At 35.0% G+C, this 23,490-nt stretch carries 19 protein-coding genes; 3 read left to right on the top strand and 16 right to left on the bottom strand.

The genetic code is table 11. From position 1 onward, the window contains the following. Window positions 1-9: 9 nt before the first annotated feature. The 9 genes from K5G00_RS12090 to wecC all read right to left on the bottom strand — a co-directional run bounded on the left by K5G00_RS12090 (window position 10) and on the right by wecC (window position 13,124). The gene (locus tag K5G00_RS12090; protein WP_238766421.1) at window positions 10-1,233 is read right to left on the bottom strand and encodes a glycosyltransferase family 4 protein; all 1,224 of its coding nucleotides are present in this window, start codon (window positions 1,231-1,233) and stop codon (window positions 10-12) included. Continuing rightward, window positions 1,230-3,419, bottom strand: coding sequence for a heparinase II/III domain-containing protein (locus tag K5G00_RS12085; protein ID WP_238766420.1), 2,190 nt, complete (start codon window positions 3,417-3,419; stop codon window positions 1,230-1,232). Before K5G00_RS12085 ends, K5G00_RS12090 begins: the two co-directional genes overlap by 4 nt. Continuing rightward, entirely contained in the window at window positions 3,406-4,902 is a 1,497-nt protein-coding gene (locus K5G00_RS12080; protein WP_238766419.1) for a lipopolysaccharide biosynthesis protein, read from the bottom strand. The genes K5G00_RS12085 and K5G00_RS12080 overlap by 14 nt, the downstream gene beginning before the upstream one ends. Window positions 4,903-4,959: 57 nt before the next feature. Further along, window positions 4,960-5,922: a class I SAM-dependent methyltransferase gene (locus K5G00_RS12075; RefSeq protein WP_238766418.1), complete on the bottom strand. Its 963-nt coding sequence runs from the start codon at window positions 5,920-5,922 to the stop codon at window positions 4,960-4,962. Then, complete coding sequence (locus K5G00_RS12070) at window positions 5,909-6,796, bottom strand: glycosyltransferase family 2 protein (RefSeq protein ID WP_238766417.1); 888 nt, start codon at window positions 6,794-6,796, stop codon at window positions 5,909-5,911. The genes K5G00_RS12075 and K5G00_RS12070 overlap by 14 nt, the downstream gene beginning before the upstream one ends. Window positions 6,797-6,903: 107 nt before the next feature. Beyond that, a complete protein-coding gene (locus K5G00_RS12065) occupies window positions 6,904-8,115 on the bottom strand; it encodes a hypothetical protein (RefSeq protein WP_238766416.1) in 1,212 nt (403 codons plus the stop codon). A gap of 495 nt (window positions 8,116-8,610) precedes the next feature. After that, window positions 8,611-10,746 carry a bi-domain-containing oxidoreductase gene (locus K5G00_RS12060; RefSeq protein ID WP_238766415.1) on the bottom strand — a complete coding sequence of 712 codons (2,136 nt, stop codon included), beginning with the start codon at window positions 10,744-10,746 and terminating at the stop codon, window positions 8,611-8,613. Between the two features lie 5 nt (window positions 10,747-10,751). Further along, window positions 10,752-11,882 carry a non-hydrolyzing UDP-N-acetylglucosamine 2-epimerase gene (wecB, locus tag K5G00_RS12055; RefSeq protein ID WP_238766414.1) on the bottom strand — a complete coding sequence of 377 codons (1,131 nt, stop codon included), beginning with the start codon at window positions 11,880-11,882 and terminating at the stop codon, window positions 10,752-10,754. A gap of 33 nt (window positions 11,883-11,915) precedes the next feature. Next, the gene (gene wecC, locus K5G00_RS12050; protein ID WP_238766413.1) at window positions 11,916-13,124 is read right to left on the bottom strand and encodes a UDP-N-acetyl-D-mannosamine dehydrogenase; all 1,209 of its coding nucleotides are present in this window, start codon (window positions 13,122-13,124) and stop codon (window positions 11,916-11,918) included. A gap of 171 nt (window positions 13,125-13,295) precedes the next feature. Here wecC and K5G00_RS12045 point away from each other — a divergent pair, with 171 nt between their 5' ends. Genes K5G00_RS12045 through K5G00_RS12035 form a run of 3 tightly spaced genes read left to right on the top strand, consistent with a single transcriptional unit; the run spans window position 13,296 to window position 15,963 of the window. After that, on the top strand, window positions 13,296-14,417 hold the full coding sequence (locus K5G00_RS12045) for a DegT/DnrJ/EryC1/StrS family aminotransferase (protein ID WP_238766412.1): 1,122 nt from the start codon (window positions 13,296-13,298) through the stop codon (window positions 14,415-14,417). A gap of 2 nt (window positions 14,418-14,419) precedes the next feature. Beyond that, complete coding sequence (locus K5G00_RS12040; RefSeq protein ID WP_238766411.1) at window positions 14,420-14,995, top strand: acyltransferase; 576 nt, start codon at window positions 14,420-14,422, stop codon at window positions 14,993-14,995. A gap of 35 nt (window positions 14,996-15,030) precedes the next feature. Continuing rightward, a complete protein-coding gene (locus tag K5G00_RS12035) occupies window positions 15,031-15,963 on the top strand; it encodes a Gfo/Idh/MocA family oxidoreductase (protein ID WP_238766410.1) in 933 nt (310 codons plus the stop codon). Window position 15,964: 1 nt separating this feature from the next. Here the strand turns inward: K5G00_RS12035 and K5G00_RS12030 are convergent, their stop codons facing one another. The 7 genes from K5G00_RS12030 to K5G00_RS12000 form a co-directional block, all read right to left on the bottom strand. Then, a complete protein-coding gene (locus K5G00_RS12030) occupies window positions 15,965-17,254 on the bottom strand; it encodes a glycosyltransferase (RefSeq protein ID WP_238766409.1) in 1,290 nt (429 codons plus the stop codon). 16 nt (window positions 17,255-17,270) lie between these two features. Then, entirely contained in the window at window positions 17,271-18,542 is a 1,272-nt protein-coding gene (locus K5G00_RS12025) for a glycosyltransferase (protein WP_238766408.1), read from the bottom strand. Window positions 18,543-18,544: 2 nt separating this feature from the next. Then, window positions 18,545-19,591, bottom strand: a complete 1,047-nt coding sequence (locus K5G00_RS12020; RefSeq protein ID WP_238766407.1) for an NAD-dependent epimerase/dehydratase family protein — start codon at window positions 19,589-19,591, stop codon at window positions 18,545-18,547. 155 nt (window positions 19,592-19,746) lie between these two features. Next, window positions 19,747-21,282: a glycine--tRNA ligase gene (locus K5G00_RS12015; RefSeq protein ID WP_238766406.1), complete on the bottom strand. Its 1,536-nt coding sequence runs from the start codon at window positions 21,280-21,282 to the stop codon at window positions 19,747-19,749. Window positions 21,283-21,372: 90 nt separating this feature from the next. Further along, window positions 21,373-21,651: a DUF4834 family protein gene (locus K5G00_RS12010; protein WP_238766405.1), complete on the bottom strand. Its 279-nt coding sequence runs from the start codon at window positions 21,649-21,651 to the stop codon at window positions 21,373-21,375. Window positions 21,652-21,776: 125 nt separating this feature from the next. After that, on the bottom strand, window positions 21,777-22,496 hold the full coding sequence (locus tag K5G00_RS12005) for a head GIN domain-containing protein (RefSeq protein WP_238766404.1): 720 nt from the start codon (window positions 22,494-22,496) through the stop codon (window positions 21,777-21,779). 63 nt (window positions 22,497-22,559) lie between these two features. Continuing rightward, window positions 22,560-23,279, bottom strand: coding sequence for a head GIN domain-containing protein (locus K5G00_RS12000; RefSeq protein WP_238766403.1), 720 nt, complete (start codon window positions 23,277-23,279; stop codon window positions 22,560-22,562). Between the last annotated feature and the right edge of the window lie 211 nt (window positions 23,280-23,490).

Here is a 23,490-nt window from a genome sequence, read left to right as displayed (position 1 = left end):
TTAAGGAGACTAACACTTTTCACTAAAATTAATACTGTCAAATATTTTCTGAGTATGTGAGTCCCAGGTATAATTTAATTTTACTTTTTCAAAGGCATTGTTTCCCAGTTTTCTCCTCAGCTCATTTTTTCTTATTAGCAGGTTAATTGAATCTACTATTTTTGTTGGATCTCCCGGTTGTATTAACAAAGCATCTACTTCGTGTTCTAAAATTTGTCCAATTTGGTCAAGGTCGCTTGCAACGATAGCTTTTCCCATAGCCATATATTCAAATAATTTTGTAGGACTTCCAAAAAAGGAAGTTCCATCAGAATTTGGAATATGAGGTGACAACAAAATATCACATGCCGCGAGGTATTCCGGGGCTTTATTTTGCGGAATAACTCCAGTAAAAATAACATTTTCGAGGTTGCCCGAATCTTTTATCATTTGAAAAACCTTATCAAATAGTTTTCCGGAACCGATGAGTAAAAATTTCACCTTTTCTTTATGAGGATGATTAAAAAACAGGATAATTGCCTTCGCTAGTTCAATTGCACCGTGCCATTCTCCAAAAGTTCCTATAAAACCTGCAACGATAGTCTTCTGCTCTAGCTTATGATGTTTACGAATGGCATTTCCCGAAATCTGAGGATTAAACTTTTCAAGATCGATACCGTTAGGATAAAAGATTATTTTTTCTGTAGGGATACCTAATTTTATTAGATTTTCTTTTAGGGCCACTGAGACAACAACTATGTAACTTGCCTGATTTAAATTGTATTGTTCTATCCGGGCTACAGCAGGTAGTAAAATGTATTTTTTAAGAAAATTAGTTAACGTCTTTTTAACAGAGGTATTCTGTTTACTCTGTCCTTTCCAGTTTTTTATTTTCCAAACTTCAGAAGAATTGAATTCCAGAATTAATGGTATTTTATATTTTTGGGCGAGCCATGCCCCTGAGAAAGAAGCTTCAGAGTGCCTGTGATAAATATAATTGAATTCATTAACCCGGCCCTTCAATTTTTTAATTATTTTGAGATTGTATAAAAACTCATTAATAAATTTAAATAGAAATTTGTATCGTACTGGTTTAATAACTTCGGTTTTAATATGTACGCCCGGAAGTTGAGCGTTGCTAATAACATGTAGTTTAGCTTTTTTATATAAACTATTTATAACACCAGCCGTATGTCCTACCATTCCACCTGCAGGGCCAAAAAAATATATAGTTCTTAAATATAAAATTTTCATTGTAAATAATTTTGGTTCAAAAGTTTACCATATCCATTTGAGAATGGATATATTTTATTAAAATTTTGGGCAAAGGGAGTATTTGCCCTATCTGTGACTGTAATTTGCTTATTTCCAATTTCAATAGTTCTTGTATGGATAATTTTTCTGTTTTTGTACAGCACTGAGATAGACGTATCACTGAACGACAAAATATATGTTTTGTGATGCCCTATCAGGTGAAAAAGCCCATTTTCTAATGATTCTTGCTCACTATTTTTATGGATTGGCACATTATGAGCTGCTGTTTTTCTAAATTGGTTTCGTTTTTCTGGTAATGGAGTATAAAGGAAGGTTCCAGGGTCGGTTAAAATATCCTTCCCGTTGACTGTTAAAAAGATGGAAAGTTTATCGTTATGTGAATGTCCTCCCAATCCACATGCAACATTTACACCCACATAAATTCCTGCAAAAATTCTTGTACTTTTAAAAATATAGACTCCAAAGTTTGGATAAAAATGTTGTGTGATTTTTGATTTATCAAGTGAAATTCCGTAGGCAAATGTTCGGGTTGCTGAATATTTTAAATGTGGAATTTGCGGATTTTTCAAAGTTTCCAGGCGATTCTCAATTTCTATTTTTTTGGCACGGAAGTGTTTGCTTAATGTTTGGACAATCAAATGTTCTAGTGGGAAGAATTCTGGTTTTTCTGCAAAATATCCCAGGGTTGCAGCTTGGAAGGTTTGGTGATTAAGGCAATTCTCATCCCAAAATAAACTTTGCTCATTTTCTCCAAGTTTTTTAACTAATGAGAAATATCCGCTGAGATTTTTATATTTTTTTTCTGCTTCTGTAGTATTTAAAAATTTACCATTTGGCGAAAATCGAAAAAAACGACCACTGTCGTTGTCCCCAATTTGTATGATATTTCCATTTGGTTTAGTAACTGAAATACTAAATTTCAGTGCTTTGAAAAGTTTTGTATCAAAAATTTCAAGAAAATCGAAACCGTTGCTCCAAGGTTGATTTTCCAGTTTTTCCAGCTTGGGTCTATACTTCCACATTTTGTGGTTGTACCGGTGTAATGCTTCTTTTTTTGTATCATCTAATCCCCTGATTAATGCTAATCCGTATGTAAATAGTTCTCCGCTCAATCGATGATAGGCAGTTGATGATTCAAAATTACTTCCATCGTCAAAGAATTGCTTATTTACTTCCTTCAAAAATTCTTGAATGGAAAATGCTAACCAGCAATTCGTCTCTTCACTATTATTTAAGTAAGCGGCAATAAATAGTAATCCGCAAATATCTGAAAGATAATGGTTCGAGGTAACCAATTCGCTATATTCCAGGTGTGATACGATAAAATGACCATGTTTATAAATTGTTTGGCTTAATATTGATTTGAACTGACCATCTAAAATATTATTTGTATCTGTTTTTTTTAACAAATCGTATGAAACAAGAAGGTTAGCCGCCCTTATACCAACATCCATGGGACAGCTCCAGTTTGCGCCCATCCCGTAAGGATTTGCAGAAAGAAAATCGAGTACCTGGTGGTGAAACTCTTTGACAATTTTATCTTTCATTTCAGGGAAAGCAATGGCAAAACAAGCCATTTGCGGCAAATGTTGCATACGGCTTAATTCCCAGGGGACTTTAATATCTGCACCTTTCTTGGTAAGTTTTCGTTGGAGATCAAAAGATAATTTCTGATTCCATCGAAAATTACATTTAAAATCTTTCTGCCAGTCGATAGGAATGTATGCCTCATCAGAAATTAGTTTCCATATATCTTTTGAATTCTTCAGGTCTTTTTCGGCTATAATCGTTTTTAGCCACTCCCCTTCCTTATCGAATGTCACTATATCAATATTCATCGAATAACAAATGCCCTCTGTTCCTATTGATTCGCTGGAATAACTGTTTTTCACCCATCCACTACCTAGCAAATTAAAGCGATGTGAATGGTACATTTCGAAAAGATAAACAGCAACCTTGGGGTTGATGTAGGATGATTCGATGGGTAGATTCTTGAAATATGAGTTGGAAATATTAATATTTTTCGGAAGCTCAATATTTTTTCTTTTGATAAGAAAAGGAAATCTTTTTTTTAAAGATTTCTGAAAAGTAGAAATAAAAAATTGAACCAGTTTTGTAACTGGCTGATGAGAAAGGAAGAAAAGGATTTCTTTATTTATTTTCATTTCTGACTCTAAAAATACGATTTATTAGCGGTTTTATAATTCCATTGATTTCATCAGAAATATTTAAAATAATAGTAAAGCCTATGAACAATCCAGCAATGATGGTACTACGAATAAAAATATCTACAATTAGATTGTTGAACGGTTTAAGCAAAAAAGAAGGAATGATACTGATAGCTCCAATAACTAAAATCAATAAGTGTTTACGATTGTAAGGGAATAATTTCATGTTTATTTTTAAAAAGAGAACCCTAAATAATGCGCTCAACAAAAAAGTCAAAACGGTTGCTATCGCTGCACCTTTCATCCCAAAAGGGGGAATAAAAAGCATATTAAATGCAATGGTGAAAAAAATGGTTAAAAACATAAAATATGTTTGTATCTTATATTTATCTGAGGTGCCGAGAATAAAACCAGCTGCACCTGTAGAAGTAAGTAATAAATAGGCAAATGAATACAGTACTACAACTGGCTTACCAGCAAGGTATTCTTCTGGAAGGATTCGAAAAATATTATTTAAGTTGCCAACAATTCCAATAAGTATCAGAGTTGCAAATGCCATTTGATTAATAGTACTTTTATAATAAATATTCGATATTTCTTTTCTGTCGTTTTTTTTCCATGCTTCGGCCAAAAATGAAACAGAGATTTTGTTAAGCGAAATAAACGGTATTTTGATAATAGTGCCAAATAAAGCACAAATACTAAATATTCCGGTTAAACTCAACGACAGGTATTCATTGACCATAATTCGGTCGATATTGGTAACAATCACTCCACTGGATGCTCCCAGAAAATTATAGAGCGATATGGTTATTATTTGCTTAAATAAGGGTTTATCAATGAATCTTAATTGTGGTTTTATTTGGAAGTGTCCTCTTTTAATTAATTTAAATAATACGGGGAATGCCGGGAAAGAAAGAGCCAGTGTGAAGCCAAACATATATTGCTGGAAGGTTATAATATGAAGTGAATAAAGGACGATAAAGATAAAATTCAGTGCCTTATAACCAAAATCCATCCAAAAGGTTCCGGTAATTGCATCAAGCATTATTTTATTGTAGCCATCCAGTAAAATAAAAACTAATCTGAAAAAAGTAATAGGGATAAGTAAAAAAAGATACTCAATAAGAAGAGGAGATTTTTCAATGTTACTATTAATTAAATAAGGCTTTAAAATGAAAAAAGCAGCTACAACGATAAAAAAACCAAGAAGTCCAACGAGTGTCATTAAAAAAGGAAATCCGTTATGCCCTTTTGCGGCATCTCTGAAGTAGGGAAATAAACGGTTTGAAACGCCATTAAATCCAAGTGTGCCAACCAGACTAAAAATAGCCGTAATAGATAAAACAATTTGGGTTAAGCCAATTTCTTCAGCAGAATAGAATTGGGGCATTAAGATAACCACATTCAAATATCCGATACCAACTCCCAAATATGAATAAATAGAGCCACGTATAGTTTGTTTCTGAATAATGCCCATTGCCAATATTTTCTTTTTTTGTTAAAAAGTTACGAGTTTATTATAGACAAAATAAGATTATCTTTTTTTTAAGTAGAACACACCAAAGTCTCCATCTTTTTGTTCATTTAGTTTATCTGCCATCTTTTTATAGTTTTTAACATCTCTTTTTGTGAATACTGATTTTTTTTGATTTTCATAATATGAGTTTTCTGATCGGAGTGGAATGTTAGAAAGAATTTGTTCTGACCCGATAAACTGAAATTCAGTTGAGTCATAAGCTATATGTTCCAACTCAAAACCACTCTTATCGGCCAATATTTTTATACTTTTTTCGGTGTGCAAATAATAATGCCTCGGAGGGTCAATAGCAATCCAGTTTAACCCGTATTCTCTCCAAGAGAATTTATCTACAATGGGGATTCTGATCATTAGGAAATTATCTTTATTTAAAAGTCGACTTATTTTTGTTAAAACGTCTAACTGATGTGGCATGTGTTCAAGACAATGATTCATCATTACAAAATCAAATGTTTCATTAATTTCATTTATATCCTTTTTCAAAATCCTTAATCTTTTGTCGAAAATAATATCCTCATCAATAAAAATATCAGTTCCTGTTATGTTTTCAAATCCTTTGTTTATAAGTCTTTTAATTAAGGCACCTGTGCCTGATCCGATATCAAGAATTTTTGAATTAGGTTTTACTTTCGGATACTTGAGTAACCTTTCAAATCCACATTTGTAAATTTTAGAAAGCAATAATCCAATTATGTCAAATTGGTCTAATAAACAGTATTTTAATTTACTTTTTCTCAGGCTATGCAAAAGCCAGCCATTATTTTTTTCAACAGGCTTTGTAAATGAACTATATATTTTGGGGTAGTAGTCGGCTATATTTTCAGGGTACTCTGAAATTTGTAAACATCCACAATTATCACATTTGAAATAACGAAATTTTTCCTTAAGGTTATAATACATTTCCCTAATTTCAAGTTCAGTATTGTTTGTTGAATTCCCGCAAATTCTACATTCGTTCATTATTGTTTCCTTTCATCAAATCAGTTAAAACTACTAATGATTTTATAATATTTTTATAATAAAATCTTCTTTTTCTGTAACTTTTAGGATACTGATAATTTGTAGAGGAATCTTCATTATGGTATATTTTAACCTTTGGATAATATAGAGATATCAAGTTATCTCTGTGGGAAATAAAATTAAGAATTGACTCTTCTGAATACATAAAAGTTTTAGGATATAATCCATCATAATTTGCTATATATAACGGAGAAAAGATTAAACAGCTTCCATGTAAAAGTAATCCTGTTTTTTCGTCTTTATATGACTCTTCTTGATCATTACTCGGCAAATATGACTTACTATAAAATTTTTTTTTGAAATCTACAAGTACTTTGTCCAACAAAAACAGATTAAGAAATCGCATAATCCTAAAATGTCTCAAATACTGTTTTACTATTTTTAAATCAGTATATAATACTCTTCTTGGATTTTGATGTTTCCCATCAACAGTTGAAATAATATCTGGACCAAGGATATGAAAGTTACTGATATAATATCTTCTCAAAATTTCTTCCACAAAATCATCCTGTTTAATGTACGTATCGTTATTTAACAAACATATAAATTCAGATTTTAACTTATATTTAGCAAATGAGAATCCTAAATTATTGCCTCTGGCAAAGCCTAGATTTTTTGGACTTTCCAATACATGAATGTTTTTATTTTTCAAGTACTTATTTTTTAAATAGATACCGCTTTCGTTTGTTGATCCGTTATCAACTATAATTATACTGTAATTTGAGTAAACTATGTTTTTTAATATTGAATCAACGCAGGTTATTGTGTCTTCTATAGTTTGATAGTGAAGGATTACAAAAGAAAAATTAATCATCGAGTTTGCTTATGTTGTTTAATTTCAGTAATATAATTTTGTATATTCTTAAATGTTTATACAATTATAATTCAGATGCTTTAAATATAAATTTTCACACTCGGGTTTTAATTAGAAATTTTTTGTGGGTATTGTATCGCAATTTTTAATGTAATTAATTTCCATAAAAAAATAAAATCTTTATCAGGAAGCTTATTGTCCAGCCCTGATTGCAACAATTTATTAAATGCCTTTCTATTAATTATTTTATCAAAATTTTTATCCTTTTTATTTATATACGACCCAAACTGATCGCTCTCAAGTAGTTTTTTTAACCAACTTGAGTGGTTATACTCTCTTTTAAGGCTTTTATCTAATATACGACTATTGAATTCATGAATATAGTGCATAAAAATATATCGGATTCGATTAAATCCTTTTATTGGAGCACACCTTTGCCCATCTATAAAAGGTATTCTATTAAATTGGTTCGAGAAAGAATTAATAGTTGTTGTAATCCCTTCTGAATAATTTCTAAAATCGTTATCGACATTTAAACATTTAATGTAGAATTGATTGTCCATATAAGGAGCTACAACTTCTAACAAATTATTATGAAAATTATATAGTGTTCCAATCCATCCACGCGTATATCTTTCGAATAAAATGTTAACAAATTTCTGGCTTGCGTCGTATCCATTAAGGTTTTGAGTTTGTTGTGATATTTTTTGCCTGCTGTTTTCTCTAAATGTATCAATTGTTTTACAGAATTCTTTTGTGCAATAACGATAAGCTACGTCTGAATTGAATAGTCTTTTCGACAGAATGCTCCATAGGGGTTTTGACTTCAATAGGTTCTTTCTCGAAATCTTATCGACGTACCATTTATCTCTGATTACCTCACCCAAACCACCTCCAACTTTTGTATTGGTAAATTGTCGTCTGACGGTACTTCTTGTGCCTTCTTTTATTGTTTCAAATAGATTATAATAACCACCAGATAAAAAAAAGTAATGCTCCCATTTTTTTAAGGAATCATTGATTTTGTTGTTGATTTCAATTGTATGTAATGGTACTTTTATTTTTCCTGCCATTTTTTTTACAAACTCAACTTCCTTATCTTTTTCTCCATGAACGGCAACGGTGAAGTTCTTTCTCAGATTGAGTGCGCCAGAAACTATTAATCTGCTGTCATATCCACCTGTTAAATCAATAGATGAATTGTTTCTAATTCCATTGTTTACGACCTCTGAAAAATTATTGACAAAATCACTGTAAGAAGGATGCTCTATCTTCGGCAGAGTAGCGGTTTCTTTTAGTTCTCCTCCCTGAATTTCCAATTTGGAGCCCGGCTTGATTTTTTTAATTTCATCAAAAAAATAATACTCGGGATAAAATCCCTGGGTGAGAGAAAAGTACTGTGCAAGTGAATTTGAATTAATAGTTTTTGAATTTACAGGAAGCCATAAGGGATTATTTGACAGTGTAATTCTTTGGGTTGTGTCAACATAAAATGTATCAAAAGAGTTTGTAAAATCTTTGATAAATTCAACGGAATGTTCTTTTTTATTAATTACAATAAAGTTAAAGTTTCCAAATAATGATTCTGTTTTTGTATAATTTTCAAGAGTAACATTTTTACTATGTCCGTGAATAAAAAGCAATTTTTTATCATCTTCAATTAATGTTATGTTTCTTTTTGTTAAATAAGAGAATACAAATAACCTGATATTATCTTTTTCATATTTGAAAAGCTCAACCAGATCAAATTTTTGTTTAAAAGGTTCTAATTTGGAAAATGAGCCTGTTTTTAATATTTCAAGATGAAAGAGCATTTATTGTTGTATTGCCAATGATATTTCTGTTGTTTGCACCATATCCCACCATTCAATGGGCCAATTTTTGTCTTTTTCTGTGAGGGATTCAAATAGGGCTTTTAGTTCTTCCAGCTGTCCTTTTTCACTTCCGGATGTTCTTATTTCATTTATTTTTATTCCGTAGCCCTTCAGTTGCTTATAGTCTTCCATCACAATCGACTTTTCATCGAAATGAATTTCCATATATTCTTTGGGTAAAGATTTATTGCCAACGGCGAAATATTCAATGGTGCATACTGAACCATCCTGGTATTTTAATACAATCGATTTATTGTCAGACGAGCTAACGGCCCCATTGGTTGGAGTTAGTTCTTCCACACTTATTGATTTTATTTTACTTTCAGTAAAAAAGGTCATCAGATCAATGAGGTGGCAAGCCTCACCAACTATGCGGCCGCCCTCTTCATGTACCCAGTGATCAAGCGGTATATACCCGGCATTCATTCGGTAATGAATGAATAGCGGATTGATTCTTTTTTGGGTATGCTGTTTAATTTCCTGTGCATATTTACTAAACCGGCGATTGAACCCGACCATTAATAAAGGTTTTTCTCCATCCCTGTCATAAAAATCTTGTAAAGATTTCAAATCCTTTTGGTTTGTTGCAAGTGGCTTTTCAACAAAAACATGTTTGCCTGCTTTCAATGCGTCGAGAGTAAGTTGTGCATGTTCGCCATGGCGTGTACAAATTATAACAAGGTCTATGGAGTCATCTGATAGAATATCGTTAATATTTGTCGTTGAATAAGCAGCTCCAAACTGTTTGGCTACTGCTGTGGCTTTATGACCGGTACGATTTACCACCGCAATTAACTGAAATTTATTATCCAGCATTTTCATATTTGGCAAATGCATCGCTGTAGCAAAACTACCAGCACCTACTAAAGCAACATTAATTTTTTCTCTAAGAACAGGTACTGCTTTTATATTTATTTTTCGGGAATGTTGGGTCAAAGAAACGATTTGGTCTGAATCTATACTTCCATAATCAAGTATAACCATTAAAGGTCTTTGTTCGCTATTATTCAGTAATTGAAAAGCTTCAGTAACATTTTGAATTCCAAATTTATGCTGGATAATCTTATCTAAAACAATTTTATGTTCTGACAATAGCCGAAGATATTCTGTCATATTTCTATTTTCAGTCCATCGTACATAAGCATAAGGATAATCATGTCCTTTTTCTTCGTATTCTGCGTCATAACGTCCCGGCCCGTATGAACTGGAAATTAAAAAATCAAGTTCCTTTGAGTAGATATCACTCCGTTTAATTTCCATTCCTGAAACGCCTACCAGAACAACTTTTCCTTTTCTTTTGCAGCTTTTAAATGCTTCAGACAAAGGGTGACTGCTTGATGTGGCTGCTGTAAATATCACGGCGTCGGTACCTTTTCCTCCTGTGTAATTTGTTATTAGTTTTACCTGATCCTCTTTTGAGGGATTAATGATTAATTCTGCCCCTAACTCTTTGGCAATGGCCAATCTCTTTTCATCAATATCTACAGCAATAACTCTGATTCCGGAAAGTTGTAATAACTGGACAGTCAAAAGCCCAAGTATTCCTGCACCAACTACAACTCCAAATTCTCCAAATCGTAAATCGGCTCTTCTTACTCCCTGAATTGCAATTCCACCAAGTGTAACCGTAGAAGCTTTTTCAAAATCAAGGCTATCGGGAATTTTCATTACCAGATTCTTGGGGACATCGACAAACTCAGCATGATTTGCTAATCCAGCTCCGGCCGCTGCAACGCGATCGCCAGGCTTGAAATCAGTTACTTCCTCGTCAACAGCCAAAACAATACCGCTTATGGAATATCCTGTGGGTTTTCCTCCTTCGCGCATGCCTGTAATCCTAGAGAAAGTTTTTTTGATACCTGTTTCTTTTATCATTTTCAGACCTGTTTTAACATTTTCAGGTTGTTCAAGAGCGAGTCTGACTAATGATTTTTTTGTAATATCCACATTTGACATTTCTGTCCCTGCAGAGATACAGCTGTTAACTACTTTTATCAGAATTCCTCCTTTTCGTACTAAAGGAGCAGGTACTTTTTCTGCCAATACTTTACCTTTTTTTACGATTGCTTGTAGCATTGAAATTATTTTAAATTTTCAACGATTCTTTCGGCCGCCTTTCCATCTCCATAAGGGTTATGAGCACTAGATACGGACTTATAATATTCAGTATTTTCAATAAGTTTTACAGCTTCTGAAAAAATGATATTTTTATCAGTGCCAACCAATTTTACAGTACCGGCTTCAACAGCTTCCGGACGCTCGGTGGTATCACGCATTACGAGAACCGGCTTTCCAAAACTGGGTGCTTCTTCCTGAATACCTCCGCTGTCGGTAATGACAAAATAACATTTTTCAAGCATATAAATAAATGGGAGATATGAAAGAGGAGAAATTAAGTGAATATTTGAAGTTTCTCCTAAAAGATCGAATACTGGTTTTTGAACATTTGGGTTTAAATGAACAGGGTAGATGATATTTATCTCAGGATATTTTTCTGCTATTTTTTTTAAAGCAGAACAGATTTGTATAAATCCTTCACCAAAGTTTTCACGTCGGTGCCCGGTAACCAATATAAATTTTGATTTTAAAATATTTTGATCGAGGTTTTTATTTATTTCTGTTTTTATCTGCTTTTTAAGATACACGTCGCTTTTAATTTTGGCGGATGCCGTAAAAAGTGCATCAATAACTGTGTTCCCGGTTACTTTTATATTTTTGGGATTGATATTTTCGTTTAATAGATTTGTTTTTGCTGTTTCGGTAGGAGCAAAGTGGTAAGTGGCAAGTGCCCCTGTCATTTTACGGTTCATTTCTTCCGGCCAGGGTGAGTAGATATTGCCAGTTCTTAATCCGGCCTCAACGTGTCCTACATGAATTTGTTTGTAGAAGGCAGCCAAAGCGGCAGTCGACGATGAGGTTGTGTCTCCGTGTACTAAAACCACATCGGGTTGAAAATCATCAAGTACATCTCTCATTTTTAAAAGAACCCGGCTGGTAAGTTCAAATAAATCCTGGTTTGGTTTCATTATATCCAAATCATAGTCGGGTGAAATATCGAAAATATCAAGCACTTGATCCAACATTTCACGGTGTTGTGCTGTAACACATACTTTTGAATTTATATGTTCGGGGAACCTTTCGAGTTCTTTAACCACAGGAGCCATTTTTATTGCCTCGGGGCGGGTTCCAAATACGCTCAGTATTTTTTTCATTTTGTAATATTAGGTTTAATCTGAAACTTAATTTCATTTTCTTACGCCACAAAAATCTAGTTCTCCCGGTTTATATTTCAGCATTAAAAATTCGCGATGTGCAACAAGATATACGATAATGTCTGCTTGCTCCCAAGCATCCATATAGCCCGTAAGCTCAAGTTCAATTGACTTTTTGAGATTAGGTTCAACAATGAGATACTCTGCCTCTCCGAAAGAGAGCATCTGCTGAACAACAAATTTTGCTGGAGATTCTCGTAAGTCATCAATATTAGGTTTAAAGGCTAGACCCATTAAAGCAATTTTAGGTAACCGGTTATTTTCTTTTTGAAATTGTAATATAGTTACTTTCAGTTTTTCAATAACCCATTGGGTTTTATAGTTGTTTATTTCTCTCGCGGTTCTAATAATTTTGGCTTCTTTTTCAAAGTCGGAAACAATAAACCAGGGATCAACGGCAATACAATGTCCTCCAACTCCCGTTCCCGGTTGCAAAATATTCACTCTCGGATGTTTATTGGCCAGCTTTATTAAATCCCAAACATTTATTTGAGCTTTATCACATATTATAGAAAGCTCATTCGCAAAGGCAATGTTTACGTCACGTGATGAGTTCTCAACCAATTTACACATTTCAGCTGTACGCGAATTTGTTGGGTGGAGAGGCGCTTTTACAAATTGCTGGTAAAAAGAAATAGCCGCTTCTGTCGACTTCTCATCAATGCCACCGATAACACGGTCATTGTTTTCAAGTTCATAAATAACATTTCCTGGTAAAACTCTCTCGGGACAATAAGCAATATAAATTTTGTCTTTTAATTCCGGTCTTTCTGAATATATAAGCTCAGCCATTTTTTCAGTAGTGAAAATGGGGCTGGTAGATTCAATAATAAAGAGATTGTCTTCCCGTAGGAAGGGGATCACCATTTTTGTTGCCGACTCAACAAAACTAATATCCGGAATGTGATTGTCTTTGAAGGGGGTTGGTACAGCTATCAAAAAGACGTTAGCTTCTGAGGGGTGAGTTGATGCAGTTAATAATTCTTTGTCAATTACATATTTTACTAATCCGTCCAGTTCAGGTTCAACAATGTGAATCTCACCACGATTAATTGTGTCGACAACATCTTTATTTACATCAACACCTATCACGCGTATATCTTTTTTCGCCATTAATGCAGCTGTTGGAAGCCCAATGTACCCAAGCCCCATCATTACAGCCTTTTGAAATTTTTTGTCCATTTTTATTTGTTGCGGTTACGGATTGACAAATTTATATTATTCAGAAGAAATAAGGTTATTTAAAAAGATTTTGTTTCTATTTTGGTAAGAACATAATAAATAAAAAAGTTTCAGAACACTAATTTTGTGTGTTTATTAGTTTATTATTTTAATTGACAAAATTAATCGTGAATGCAAACCATTCAAATGTCTGACCTATATGGCCAATATTTAAGCATGAAAGATGAGATTGATGCTGCCATTCAGGAAGTTATTCGCTCAGCAAAATTTATAAAAAGTGGAAAGGTTCTTGAGTTTGAAGAAAAGCTTTCTCAATATCTGGATACAAATGTGATTTCTTGCGGAAATGGAACGGATGCTCTTCAACTCGCTTTTATGGCCTTAAAATTGAAATCCGGAGATGAGGTTATTACTACGCCCTTTACATTTATTTCAACGGTTGAGGTTTTGGTATTGCTTGGTTTAAAACCGGTGTTTGTGGATGTTTGCCCCAACAAATTTAATATCGATTCTTCGAAAATTAAGGCTGCAATTACCGATAAAACAAAAGCAGTTTTGCCGGTTCACTTGTTTGGTCAGTGTGCGGATTTGGAGACAATTCAATCGCTATGTAAAAAACATGGTCTTTTTTTAGTTGAAGATGCTTGTCAGGCACTGGGAACTGACTTCCTTTTTGAAGACGGCACAATTCAAAAAGCCGGAACAGTTGGAAATATAGGATGTAACTCTTTTTTTCCGTCAAAAAATCTGGGAGCGTTTGGTGACGGAGGAGCAGTTTATACAAGCAACAATGAACTGGCAAAAATGGTCCGTTCTGTCGCAAATCACGGAAGAAAAGAAATGTATGTTTATGAGCGTGTGGGCTTAAATTCCCGGCTTGATAGTATACAAGCTGCCATTCTTGAGGTAAAACTGAAGTATATTAAGAAACATATAAAAATGCGGCAAGATGTTGCAGCTTTTTACGATGAATATTTAAAAGAAATTGAGGGACTTCAAATTCCGACACGAGCAAATTATAGTACACATACTTTCCATCAATATACTGTTAAAACGAAAAAGCGGAATGAATTGCAAATGTTTCTGAAGAAGAGAGGAATTCCGTCGATGGTATATTATCCTCACCCGATTCATCTACAGGAAGCGTACCAATTTTTAGGATATAAAAAAGGAGCTTTTCCTCATTGCGAACAATTGGCAGAAACTGTGTTATCTTTGCCCATGCATACTGAATTGACTGAAAAACAATTGAAATATATAGTTGATTCAATTAAAATATTCTTCAAAAAATAACTATGACTGATACTTTTATCCACGAAACCGCAATAATTGATTCAGGAGCTCAAATCGGGAAGAGAACAAAAATTTGGCACTTCTGTCATGTTATGGGAACGGCGAAAATTGGGAGCAATTGTATTCTTGGTCAGAACGTGTTTGTGGGGAGCGATGTAAACCTGGGCAATAGTGTGAAGGTGCAAAATAATGTGTCGGTTTTTGAAGGTGTAGTTTGCGAAGATGATGTATTTCTCGGGCCATCGATGGTTTTTACCAACGTTATAAATCCGCGAAGTTTTATCGAACGAAAAAATGAATACAAAAAAACACTTGTAAAAAAAGGAGCAACAATTGGCGCCAACGCTACAATTCTCTGTGGTTTAACTTTGGGAAAATATTGTTTTATTGGTGCAGGTGCCGTTGTTACTAAAGATGTAAAAGCTTTTGCGCTAATGAAAGGCGTGCCTGCTAAACAATATGGCTGGGTTAGTCGGTCAGGTGCCATTTTAGGAGATGATTTGGTTTGCCCTGAAACTGGTGAAAGATATAAACTCAATGGTGAATTTTTGGAATTGGTTACAGAAAAATTAAGCTAATCTCGAATTGGAGACAAGTGCAGATTAATTTATAAATGAAAAAATTTGGACTAATAGGCGCAGCAGGTTATATCGCCGAACGGCATATGAAAGCCATCAAAGAAACCGGAAACAAGCTGCTTTGGGCGGCAGACCAGTTTGATGTAATGGGACGGATGGATAGTTATTTTCCTGAAGCAGAGTTTTATTTACACGAAAATGCAACTCAAAACTTGATAACAGAGACAGAGCCGGTTGATTTTATCAGCATTTGTTCGCCGAATTATATACATGCTTCACACATTCGGTTTGCACTTAAAAATTCTTCTGATGTGATTTGCGAAAAGCCGCTTGTTATTTATCCAAATGAGTTGGTTGAGTTGAAAAGGGTGGAACAAGAAACCGGGAAAAAGGTATTTACTGTTTTGCAATTGCGTTATCATCCGGAAATTCTCGCGTTGAAAAGGCAAATTGAAAACAAATCGGATAAAGTTTATGATGTCGATTTGACTTACATTACCTCACGGGGGAAGTGGTATTTTAAAAGCTGGAAAGGCGATATCGAAAAATCGGGTGGGGTAGCGACAAACATTGGCATTCATTTCTTTGATATGCTACTTTGGATTTTTGGCAAGGTTAGGAAAAATGTAGTTCATATTTACGAACCACACAAAGCTGCCGGGTTTCTTGAGTTGGAAAAGGCAAATGTACGCTGGTTTATGAGCCTCGATTGTGATGACCTTCCTCAAAATACAAAAGAAAAAGGTTTACGAACTTACCGCTCGATAAATGTTTCGGGGGAAGAAATTGAGTTTAGTGGAGGTTTTACTGATTTGCATACAGTAACTTATCAGAATATTTTAAGCGGGAATGGATTTGGAATTGACGATGCCAGAGAAAGTATTGTACTAACAGACAAAATAAGAAATACAACCTCGGTGGAAATAAAAGGGGAGGTGCACCCATTATTAATTCGTCATAACCTGTAACTTATTTCTCAGCAATTTCAATGAATTTCTTAGTTAGATTCCTTCTTGAATATTTTTCAAATGATGAAATACTTGATTCAATTTGGTTTTGTTGAAAGAGTTTAAAATAATTTAAAACAGACAATTTAATTCCAGCAGCATCATTAAAATTGTGGGTCACACCCGATTTAGTTTCATTGATAATAGTTGCAAAATCTGCATTTTTAGGCCCAATGGCAAGGATTGGTCTGTTGACGGCCAGGTATTCGTACATTTTCCCGGGGAGGATTCCTTTGACATTTGGAGTATCATTTATAGGAAGTAACAGTAAATGTGAACGATGGAGCATTCTTAGCCCTCTTTTATGAGGAAGATGTGGTGTGATTTTAAGATATTCAAATAGATTGTTGTCTCTAATGCTTTTTATTACTGAATGATCAGTTTGGCCAATTAAATGGATTTGAATTGATTTTTTGAATTCGTTATTTTCTTTACATAGCTCACAAATTGCTTTCCACAATGATGCAGGGTTGCGATCTTTATTTAATGCTCCCAAATGAGTTATCGTAAATTTTGCTTCCATTGGTTCATTTTCGAAATGGTAGTCCTCAGGATCATAGCCATTGTTGACCAATTCAATTTTTCGACCTCCCAGCTTCTGGAATTCCTGCTGCCATGAAGGACTTACTGTAACTACGTGATCTGCAGAATCTAATACACGCTTTTCCAGTTTGTGGTGCTTCTTATCTCCCCATTTGGTTAATCTTAGTTGAGAATAAAAATCTATATTGGTCCATGGATCGCGAAAATCGGCAATCCATTTAATATCAATTTTTTCCTTGAGTTTAAGTGCTATTAGATGCATGCTGTGTGGCGGGCCAGTTGAAACAATCAGGTCAACATGGTTTTTTTTCAGATAGGATGAAAGATATTTTACAGAAGGTTTTATCCAAAATTTTCGTGGATCGGGAATCATCAGGTTTCCGCGAAGAAATACAGCTAGTTTATTCTTCCAGTTTCCCGATGATGCTTCTGAGATATATCCGGCTTTAAATTTTGTATTTTTTTTCTTTCCCGATAATCTCCTGTAAATATGGTAAGGTTCCCAAATTGGTGTTTTTAATTCAATAATCTCAGGATGAATTTCAGATGTCAAACTTTCATCCAAAACAGAAGGATCAGGATTTAAAGGTGTGTAGACTATCGGTTTCCATCCAAAATCCGGAAGATATTTTGACATTTTAAGCCAACGTTGTACCCCACCTCCTCCGCTTGGAGGCCAATAATATGTAATGATTAGGACTTTTTTCATACACCCTCTTGGTAGTCTATTTATTCAGGATTGCTCTTGCATAATTCTCCCAACTCAAATTTTCTGCTGTTTTTTCTACATTTGCACCAGGCAAAGGAGAATCAAGGAAACGCATCATTTGCTCCGCCATTGAATCAATATTATTTGCTTCGGCGAGGTATCCGTTAAAGCCGTCTTTTACTGTTTCCGGGAAATGGCCAACTTTGGTAGCTAAAATAGGTAGTTTGAAATTATAACTTAGGGACTCAATTCCCGAAGGTGTTGCTGTGAGGTAATAGAGAACAACACAATTGCTAACCTGAAAATATTTATGGACATCTTCGTTCGGGACAAATTCATTAAATACTGATACTTTATCACGGATGCCATATTTATCAATCAATTCCAAAGGGTGATAGTCTTTTTCATCCTCTTTATTTCCAAGAAATATTTTTTTTGCGAACCCGAATAATACCTTTTTTATTTTGGTGCTAAGTTTTTTGCTGTCAAGTGTGTTCCAAAACGATTCGCCACAAATAAGTAAACTTACGTCATCTCTTTTTTCGACTACTTTAGCGAAAGCATTTATAGCATTGTGGAGTCCTTTATATTTTCTGATAAATCCAAAAAACAAAAAAACATTTTCGCGTAAATTATTTTCTTTTTTGAATTTTTCAACATTAAATTTCGAATCGGGTTGAAACAAATCGTAAATAGGATGATAAAGTTTAATTACGGTTTGTGCATTTTCTGAACGCTCTCCTGTTTTTGTTAAATGAAGACTCTTTGTTGGGAACAACTCCTGTAATTCATTAAACGTTTTTAATGCATGTACAATATATGAATCTGAATTTTTAATTCCGTATTTTGTAAAAAAACGGTCGATTTTGCTTTTTTCTTTTTGAACAACAAAGTGGAGGTCAAAAATAACTTCTGCCTTTGATTTTTTCTTAATTTGTTTTGCGATATGTTTCAAAGGAAGGCCCTGCAATGCAATTGACCATTGAAAAATTACGATATCGGGATTTACCGAAGATATAAAATCAGCAGTTCTTTTCCAGCTTCCCGGCTTGTTGTAGTTGGTGAGATAAGTGCAGGTGATATTTGTTCCTTCCAATAAATCTACCTTGCTTTTTTTGTCCTTAAACTCACGCGGAATGATACTTGGGTACTGTTGAGTCCAGGAAACGATGTGAACTTTTATGTTTCCGAGTTTGTCGAATGTTTTTGCAAGAGAGGTGTTGTAGTTGGCCATTCCTCCCTTAAAAGCAGGTCCCGGACCAAAACAGACAACCGTTTTATCAGTCATGATTATTGGTTAATTTCTTTTTTGTAAACCGCATCGTATACTCTTCTCATACCTTCGCGAATAGAGATTTTGGGTTCCCATCCCAGGTTTTTATTTACCCAGTCCATGTTACAGTATCGCGAATGGACTCCTACAGGTTTGTCTAGTAGTTGTTTAATTTCCGGGCTGTAACCTGCAAACTCACAGAAAAGTTTGATTATCTCTCTGAAGTTAGTTAGTCTTCCCATCCCGATATTGATAGCGGTTCCATCGTGAATTTTTTCCATCGCTACATGAATACAGTCCAAAACATCGTCAATGTGAACGAAGTCGCGCCCCTGATATCCTGTTCCCCATACTTCGAATGGTTCTTCTCTGTGAACTGCTCTTCTGGCAATCGCCGGCACAGGATATGAATAATCCTGATCTTCTCCATAACCTGAAAATGGACGTATACATGTAATATTTACACCGTAATGTTTCGCAGTAATTTTCGCCAGAAATTCTCCGGTGAGTTTTGACCAGCCATAAGTCATATCTGGCTGCCCCATATTGTTGAAGTCTATATCCGATTCTTTTAACTGTACCTGATTTTCTTCAGTTTGAAGATTGACAGGGTAAGCTGCACTTGAGCTTGGGTAGAGGACTCTTTCTGGTTTATGACGGCTAATCCAATAAAAAAACTCAGCATCAATGGCTAGATCTAGCGCAACCATAATCGGGTCGCCGTCAATTTTGGCGCGGCCTCCAACGATAGCGGCAAAGTGGTACACATCGTGGAATTTTTCAAAGTCCAATTCAAAATGATTGTTAAACCATTCAGCATCTTCTCCAAGCCAATGCAAAACATTTCTGAAATCTTCTTTGAGGAAAAGTAGTCGTTCATCATTTCCGTATACTTCAATTTCCTTTATATTTTTTTGATAAGGAGCGTCTAACCACGTTTTAGGATGCGTTCCAACAGAAAGATCATCAATAAAAATTATACGATCGTTGGTTGAGTTATACAACCGTCTCACCATGTTCTTTCCAACAAAACCGCAACCACCGGAAACTAAATGAGTTTTCATAAGGATTTAATTTGTTTTATGTTGTTCTAATATAGATTATTCATCTCGTAAAATACATATAATAACCTAAAATTAGGTTGAGAAAAATCATCTACCTCTAGTTTCTACTTCTTTGTTAGAGGGGATTTACTTACAAGAAGATATATTTGGTTTGATCAAATTTCTGCAAATAATTTTTTGTAGCTCACCTGCTCGCCAATAATTTTCCCAATCTCGCTGATAGCAACACGTTCCTGTTCCATCGTGTCGCGATAGCGAATGGTTACTGTGTTATCCTGCGTTGTTTGATGATCGACAGTAACACAGAACGGCGTTCCAATTGCATCCTGACGACGGTAACGTTTTCCGATAGAATCTTTTTCGTCGTACTGGCAGTTGAAATTAAATTTCAAATCATCAATAATTTCGCGTGCTTTTTCCGGCAGTCCGTCTTTTTTAACCAACGGCATAACAGCCAGTTTTACCGGAGCCAATACTGGCGGAATTTTCAGAACTACACGTGAGTCTTTTTCCAGTTCTTCTTCACAATACGATGCTGAAATCACCTGTAAAAACATGCGGTCGACACCAATCGAAGTTTCCACTACAAACGGAACGTACGATTCATTCAGTTCCGGATCGAAATATCTGATTTTTTTGCCTGAATATTTTTCGTGTTGTGAAAGGTCAAAATCAGTGCGCGAGTGAATTCCTTCCACTTCTTTAAATCCGAATGGAAATTTGTATTCCACATCTACAGCAGCATTGGCATAGTGAGCCAGTTTTTCATGTTCGTGGAAACGGTAATTTTCATCACCAAAACCAAGAGCGCGGTGCCATTTAATACGGGTTTCTTTCCATTTTTCAAACCAGTCGAGCTCGGTGCCGGGACGTACAAAAAACTGCATTTCCATTTGTTCGAACTCGCGCATTCTGAAAATAAACTGGCGAGCAACAATTTCGTTACGGAAAGCTTTACCAATTTGAGCAATTCCGAACGGAATTTTCATACGTCCGGTTTTTTGAACATTCAGGTAATTCACAAAAATTCCCTGTGCCGTTTCCGGGCGAAGATAAACTTTTAAAGCACCATCGGCGGTTGAGCCCATTTCTGTGGCAAACATCAGGTTAAACTGACGGACATCGGTCCAGTTTCGTGTTCCTGAGATAGGACAAACAATTTCCTGGTCGATGATGATTTGTTTTAGTTCTTCCAGATTATTGTCGTTCAATGCCTGTGCAAAGCGGGAATGAAGTTCATCGTATTTTTTCTGGTTGGCCAAAACCCGCGGATTGGTTTCGCGGAACTGTTTTTCATCAAAGGAATCGCCAAAACGTTTTTGTGCTTTAACCACTTCTTTATCCATTTTGGCCTCAAATTTTGCCAGTTGTTCTTCAATTAAAACATCGGCGCGGTAGCGTTTTTTCGAATCTTTGTTGTCGATTAACGGGTCGTTAAACGCATCCACGTGACCGGAAGCTTTCCAAATGGTAGGGTGCATAAAAATTGCAGAATCAATACCAACTACATTTTCGTGCAGCAGAACCATACTGTCCCACCAATATTTTTTAATGTTATTTTTTAATTCAACGCCGTATTGACCATAGTCGTAAACTGCGCCAAGCCCGTCGTAAATTTCGCTTGACTGAAATACATAACCGTATTCTTTGCAGTGTGCAACCAGTTTCTTGAAGATGTCTTCCTGTGCCATTTATTATTCGATTTTCAAATTGAACGACAAAAATATAATATAATTGATTGCCGCGAAAAAAGATTGGGTTAGAATTTCGTTTCAGAAGAATTATTCTACTTCTTCAAAGTCAATATATTCACCATCGTCAGGATCGAAATTTTTATTTTGTCGTCTGTTTTTCTCGATAGTGACTTCTCCTTCTCGTTTGGTTGAACGCTGGTTTTGCCGTTGTTGCTCCTGCATTTTTTGCTGCATATTTTTTACACCTTTGTCAATTAGCATGGGTAAAACATAACGCGAAATGATACGAATTGCAAAATAGATAATTGCAATTACAAACAGCGTTCGTATAAAATTGAAAATGTATAATATTGTCAATATGTCCATCAATGCAATTTTAGTAAATAATTGAAAGAATTCTGTTTCAACCTGCAAATTTAACTTTTATTAGGATTGAAAGGATACAAAAAAAGGCGGGAAATTCCGCCTTAATTTTGAATATTTTTATTGAGTTATCTCTGGCTGACGTCGCCACCGCTTGATTCATCAGTGTCTTTTATTTTAGGGTTTCCAAAATAACGAACATCACCTCCGCTACTTGCTTTTGCGTACAATTCTTCGCTTACCGTTACATCGGCATCTGAGCCGCTGCTAACACGAACTCTGCAAATCGCTGTTTCGAGACCACGTGCAGAAATGTCGCTGCCGCTGCTTGCTTCTGCTTCAAAAGTTTTTGCTTTCCCTGTTAGTTTTGCATCTGATCCGCTGCTTGTATCCAGTTTTATATTTTTGTAAACCAAATTCAAATCCACGTCACTTCCACTGCTGGCTTCAATATTGATATTTTCACCTTTTAAAGTGTTTTCCGATTTTACATCCGATCCTGAAGAAGCATCAATTTCGTTTAATTCTTTTACTGTTACGTAGGCTTTTTTGGTTTCATTTCTACCTCCCCAGTTAAACCAGTTGTTATTGCGTTTCATGTAGATATGAAGGACATCGCCTTTTACTTCTGTTATAAGTTCGTCAATAATATCGTCGTCGGCAACAACTTTAACTTCTTCACTGTTACCCATTGTAATATAAAGGTCAATTCCTGTTGAAACCTTTATTGCGTTAAAATTTTTTACTTTTCTGTTCTCGGTTTCGTCACTGTTTCCGGCATAAACCGAAGCATTAATTCCAATGGCAGCAATAAAAATAAGGATGGCAAGCTTTTGAATTGTTTTCATATTATTTTGTATTAGCATGATTTTTAAAAGGACGTGTTAAAATAATGGAAGTTACACTTTAGGCTAATTTTTTCTGACATTTCCACCGGAAGAACTATCTGTATTTATGGATTTTGGGTTTCCTGAATAAAAAACGTTGCCTCCGCTGCTGGCACGTCCGTCCAGTTTTTCCCTTACATCAATCCAGATATTTGCACCGCTACTTGCACTCGCATCACAATCGTCAACGGTTAAATCTCCGGCTTTAATGTTCGAACCGGCGGAAGCTTTTCCGGTAAACAATTCACTGCGTCCTTCCAGCTTTATATTCGAACCGGCAGATGCAGAGACATTCAGTTTTCGCGTGTCCACATCTAATTTCATGTTGCTTCCTGCAGATGTAGACAGTTCCAGACTTTTTGTTTTAATTGTATTTTCTGAAAAAACATTGCTTCCTGCAGTAGATGTGATTTCGTTTACTGCGGAAACAGTTACAAAAACCTTTAATGAAGTTGAACTTCTAATGTTCTTATTTATCGATACCACAAGTGTATTAGCTTCAATTTTTGTTTCAATTGCATCAAGCAGATTATCATCGGCTTTAACAACCACTTTCTCTGTGTTGCCCTGTGTGATGTAAACATTTATTCCCCGGCGTGCCTTTATTTCGTCAAAAGAGCCAATATCCCGGGTTTCCTCAACCACATTTCCGTTTCCTTTTATTGAAGGCCCCATAAAGGTACACGACGAAAAAAATGAAGCGGTAAAGATGACTATCAACGAAAGGAAAATCTTTGATCTCATATTTTTCTGTTTAATTATTTAACTTAGTTGAAATGAGATACTAATGTACACCAGATGATGAGAAGCTTACAAGTTTTTTCGTTGAAAGTATGGTTTTTGCCGGTGAACCAAGAATAAAAAGAGGCTGTCCCAAAAGTCTGATTATGTATTTGAAGAGTTGAGTATTTGAAAAATTTCTCAGATACCTACCCGAATACAAAATCCTTTTGGG

The sequence above is a fragment of the Maribellus maritimus genome, from assembly GCF_022267315.1.
GTDB classification, from domain to species: Bacteria; Bacteroidota; Bacteroidia; order Bacteroidales; family Prolixibacteraceae; genus Draconibacterium; species Draconibacterium maritimum.
This window is presented reverse-complemented; position numbering and strand designations above follow the sequence as displayed.

Coding starts and splice junctions, on each gene's coding strand:
- K5G00_RS12090 (WP_238766421.1), bottom strand. CDS start 1,233: ATGAAAATTTTATATTTAAGAACTATATATTTTTTTGGCCCTGCAGGT.
- K5G00_RS12085 (WP_238766420.1), bottom strand. CDS start 3,419: ATGAAAATAAATAAAGAAATCCTTTTCTTCCTTTCTCATCAGCCAGTT.
- K5G00_RS12080 (WP_238766419.1), bottom strand. CDS start 4,902: ATGGGCATTATTCAGAAACAAACTATACGTGGCTCTATTTATTCATAT.
- K5G00_RS12075 (WP_238766418.1), bottom strand. CDS start 5,922: ATGAACGAATGTAGAATTTGCGGGAATTCAACAAACAATACTGAACTT.
- K5G00_RS12070 (WP_238766417.1), bottom strand. CDS start 6,796: ATGATTAATTTTTCTTTTGTAATCCTTCACTATCAAACTATAGAAGAC.
- K5G00_RS12060 (WP_238766415.1), bottom strand. CDS start 10,746: ATGCTACAAGCAATCGTAAAAAAAGGTAAAGTATTGGCAGAAAAAGTA.
- wecB (WP_238766414.1), bottom strand. CDS start 11,882: ATGAAAAAAATACTGAGCGTATTTGGAACCCGCCCCGAGGCAATAAAA.
- wecC (WP_238766413.1), bottom strand. CDS start 13,124: ATGGACAAAAAATTTCAAAAGGCTGTAATGATGGGGCTTGGGTACATT.
- K5G00_RS12045 (WP_238766412.1), top strand. CDS start 13,296: ATGCAAACCATTCAAATGTCTGACCTATATGGCCAATATTTAAGCATG.
- K5G00_RS12040 (WP_238766411.1), top strand. CDS start 14,420: ATGACTGATACTTTTATCCACGAAACCGCAATAATTGATTCAGGAGCT.
- K5G00_RS12035 (WP_238766410.1), top strand. CDS start 15,031: ATGAAAAAATTTGGACTAATAGGCGCAGCAGGTTATATCGCCGAACGG.
- K5G00_RS12030 (WP_238766409.1), bottom strand. CDS start 17,254: ATGAAAAAAGTCCTAATCATTACATATTATTGGCCTCCAAGCGGAGGA.
- K5G00_RS12025 (WP_238766408.1), bottom strand. CDS start 18,542: ATGACTGATAAAACGGTTGTCTGTTTTGGTCCGGGACCTGCTTTTAAG.
- K5G00_RS12020 (WP_238766407.1), bottom strand. CDS start 19,591: ATGAAAACTCATTTAGTTTCCGGTGGTTGCGGTTTTGTTGGAAAGAAC.
- K5G00_RS12015 (WP_238766406.1), bottom strand. CDS start 21,282: ATGGCACAGGAAGACATCTTCAAGAAACTGGTTGCACACTGCAAAGAA.
- K5G00_RS12010 (WP_238766405.1), bottom strand. CDS start 21,651: ATGGACATATTGACAATATTATACATTTTCAATTTTATACGAACGCTG.
- K5G00_RS12005 (WP_238766404.1), bottom strand. CDS start 22,496: ATGAAAACAATTCAAAAGCTTGCCATCCTTATTTTTATTGCTGCCATT.
- K5G00_RS12000 (WP_238766403.1), bottom strand. CDS start 23,279: ATGAGATCAAAGATTTTCCTTTCGTTGATAGTCATCTTTACCGCTTCA.